The sequence below is a fragment of the Bacteroidota bacterium genome (assembly GCA_034723125.1).
Lineage (GTDB): Bacteria > Bacteroidota > Bacteroidia > CAILMK01 > JAAYUY01 > JAYEOP01.
The window spans coordinates 1-3,485 of the sequence record JAYEOP010000205.1 but is presented as its reverse complement, the minus strand read 5'-3'; the positions used below and the strand labels follow the sequence as shown (position 1 = coordinate 3,485).

3 protein-coding genes are annotated in these 3,485 nt (G+C 29.6%); all 3 read right to left on the bottom strand.

Annotation, left to right across the window (positions count from 1 at the left end; translation table 11 throughout):
• Positions 1-310: 310 nt before the first annotated feature.
• The 3 genes from istB to U9R42_05935 all read right to left on the bottom strand — a co-directional run bounded on the left by istB (position 311) and on the right by U9R42_05935 (position 3,225).
• Entirely contained in the window at positions 311-1,069 is a 759-nt protein-coding gene (gene istB, locus U9R42_05945) for an IS21-like element helper ATPase IstB (GenBank protein ID MEA3495561.1), read from the bottom strand.
• A gap of 11 nt (positions 1,070-1,080) precedes the next feature.
• Positions 1,081-2,604: an IS21 family transposase gene (gene istA / locus U9R42_05940; protein ID MEA3495560.1), complete on the bottom strand. Its 1,524-nt coding sequence runs from the start codon at positions 2,602-2,604 to the stop codon at positions 1,081-1,083.
• Positions 2,605-2,697: 93 nt separating this feature from the next.
• Positions 2,698-3,225, bottom strand: a complete 528-nt coding sequence (locus tag U9R42_05935) for a hypothetical protein (GenBank protein MEA3495559.1) — start codon at positions 3,223-3,225, stop codon at positions 2,698-2,700.
• Positions 3,226-3,485: the final 260 nt, after the last annotated feature.

Genomic DNA, 3,485 nt, shown 5'->3' with positions numbered 1-3,485 from the left:
TACCAAACTCGTGAATTCTGATATTAAAAGGTCTAATAGAGGACAGGTACTTGGCTTCGTCTTATCTCTTTTCTTTATTGGGGCAACAATTCTTTGCTCCTACTTAAATCAACCAATTTGTATGCATTAATTCAAAAAGTACCAGTAGTATTAATCGAAAAGTATCCAGTTAAAAGTACAAAAATACAACTAATTTTTAAAAGTAGTTGTTAGTATTTTGTTCAAGCTTTGGATTGCTTTTTAAAAAGCAATCCAAAGCTTGGCGGTCTGATTTTTGACCTTCTCCATTTTTTTATTTTTTCATCCATGCTTATAAAGTTTTGTTTAAGTATTGTAATGTTTCTTTTGTTCTATATGATTTTCCATTCATGTTTACAATATGAGCCTTATGAGTAAGTCTGTCAACCATTGCGGCTGTCAATACTGTATCACCAAATATTTCACTCCAACGGTCAAAAGATAGATTGGTTGTTATGATTGTTGATTTTATTCCGGCTCGTAATGAAAGGTGAGAAAATAATAATTCTGCTCCCTCTTTGTCAAATGAAATATATCCAAATTCATCACAAATTACTAAATCATATTTTTCAAAACGATTTTCAAATTGCCTTAAAGTTCTTTCTGAACGGCTTTCTTTTATCTGGGTTATAAGACGCGGAACTGTTGTAAAATGCACCTTGTAATCGTTTAAACATGCTTTTACACCTAAACCTATTGCTATATGAGTTTTGCCTGTTCCTGGATTACCTGCAAAAATTATGTTCCTTCCATGTTTTATAAAATCAAGGGTTTCGAGTTCCTGTAATTTTGTTTTTGCATCAGCGGGAAGTTCTTCTAATTTTAATTCGTCAAGATATTTTTTGTAAGGAAACCCGGCTTGTCTTATTCTTGATGCTTTTCGGCTCTTTGTACGTGATATAAATTCCAATTCTAAGAGCTTGTGTAAAAATTGATCATAGCTTTTGTTTTTGTCTTTAAATTCATCAAGAAGAAGTTCAAAATTCTGTCGGACACCAGGCAAGCCTATTTCTAATGTTAATGTTTTTATATTATCATTTATTGATTCCATTTTTCTTTTTTTTAATTAAATAAAATGTTTAATTCTTTTAGCATAGCCTGTGAATGATGGTAAATTTCATTGTCTGTTTTTTCTTCTTTAACAGGCTCTTTTTCTTTATTCATAACAGCCAACACTTTGTCTTTAGTGATGTCTGAAGGCGTTATTTGTTTTACTCTTTTTATTGCTTTTTCTATCGTCTCAAAACTAATTTCATTGTTTTTGCAGTATTGCAATAATTCTATAAAATCTTTACTTTCATCTATAAAATATTCTTTATAAATATTTTTAATCTGGCTGCTTAATTGAGAAAAAGCCATAGAGCCTTTTAATGCTCCGGGTTTTCGGAATAATGTTGTTAGGTAATGATTTATATCTAAAGACCAGGTGTGTGCCCCATAATTTCGGGCATGACTACAAATCAATTCTGTATTATAATAAACATCTATTTTTTCTGCAAAAACTTTTACATCAAGTAATTTTCCTACAAGAAAATCGGGCACTGAATATCGATTGCCATAAAGTATAATTGTAGAATATTTATCAACTTTTGAATATTCATCTTTAAAACATTTATAGGGAATTTTGCTCTCATATAGATATGGTTTCTCTATCTCAAAAAGTTCGTTTGCTGTTCTGTCTTTTAATAATTTCTGAGCTGAATTATTTAATTTATCACAACTTTCTTGCAAATGTTTGTTAGCTTCTGCTATGTCGGAAAATTCATCTTTAATACAAAACGATTTTCTGCGGATATATTCAACGCTTTTTTCAACATGTCCCTTTTCATTTCCTTTACGGATGTTACAAAAACGAAATCCAAATTTGTAATAATTTGAAAGTTCCAATAAGGCTTCTGTTGGTTTTTTTTCTGTTCGCCCAACAAATTTTGCTATCGCTACCCGCATATTATCATAAACAAGTTCTTTGTGAACTCCTTCTAAATGTGAAAAAAAATCTATATGACTCTGGCTAAAGGCTAAAGTATCCTGACGATAAAACAACTTCGCCCAACGATAATTATTATAAGCACTGGTAAAAACTGCCATATTAAAGGTTTGCAATTTACCGTCTATAAATAATTTTACATCGCCCCAATCAAACTCGCAAACTTTCCCAGGTTTATAAATTTGTTTTATAAAACTCTCTTTTCCTAAGCATTCTTTTCCTCTTATATAATTGCAAATTGTGGTGTAACCAACTTCATAACCTTTTGACAATAAATATTCGTGAATATCTATTTTCTTCATGATTTGCTTGCGAAGTCCTTGATTTATTTTTTGTCGGTTTTTTTCTATGCAAGAATTTACTGCCTCTTCAATATCACGTGTCAGCTTAACTTTTGATCGGCTTGAAACATCATACTTTGGACAACTTGACATACCTTTTTCTAAATGCTCAGATAGTTTAAGTGAACCTGATTTTCGCTCATGTTCGTCTATATATTTACGAACAGTTTTGCGACTTAATTTTAATTCTCGTGAAATGAAACTTTTACTTTCTCCATCACGATAATACATTATTAATATCGAATTTTTATCTACCATTGTTATCATTTTTTACCTCGTTTTTATAAAAAAAAACTAAGGTAGTTAAACTTTTTTAGGTGGATACTTTTCGATTAATAGAGTGGGGAGTTTTCAGTTAATACATACATGTGTGAAAATATGTTTTTTTATAAATTTTTCTTCTTTACTCAAAACATCTAAAGTTCTGTAGAAATGATGTAAAGGAATCTCATCTTTTCTAAATCCAATATATTCAGTTTGATTGAAATGAGTTTGCAATTTTGAACAAGGGTCATTAATTCTTTCTGCTATCATTAACTGAAGTACTTCTTGCCAATCAAATTTTATTTTACTTCTGTTATTAATAATTTTGATAAGTTTATCAAAATTGTATCTATTCCATAAATTTTGAGTTACCAAAGCGTATCCATAATTGTATCTACCTAATTCATGAAACGAATCACCAAAAATAGCATCAATACTTCGACCTGCCAGTTCAACTAACTTTTTGGCGATTCTTTCTAATTGGTCCGCTGAATAATCTTCCACTTTACCAAGGGAATGAACTGTTTTGTGTTTTGGTTTACCATCAATCTTGTACGACTGGACGATACGTAAGTAAATACCAGATTTTTTTTGTTCTGCTCTTAAAAATGCCATGGCACAAAAATATAAACAAAATTTGGAATAAAAAAATATTTTCGCACTACGCCTATTTTTCAAAATCAAACAGAAAAGTCAATAAACATAAGGGGTAAGTTTTAAAAATAGACTAAAATAGGTGTTAAAGTGTCAAACTCAAGAGATAGAACAACTTAAAAAAGAATTAACGGAATTAATAAAACAATAGTAATAAAAATTTTTACTGTTTTTTATTTTTATGAAAAAATTAAATTTTATATTCTTATTCTTATTAATTA

Bases quoted from the DNA above. Each gene is read 5' to 3' on its own strand.
- U9R42_05935 (MEA3495559.1), bottom strand. From the start codon at position 3,225: ATGGCATTTTTAAGAGCAGAACAAAAAAAATCTGGTATTTACTTACGT.
- istB (MEA3495561.1), bottom strand. From the start codon at position 1,069: ATGGAATCAATAAATGATAATATAAAAACATTAACATTAGAAATAGGC.
- istA (MEA3495560.1), bottom strand. From the start codon at position 2,604: ATGGTAGATAAAAATTCGATATTAATAATGTATTATCGTGATGGAGAA.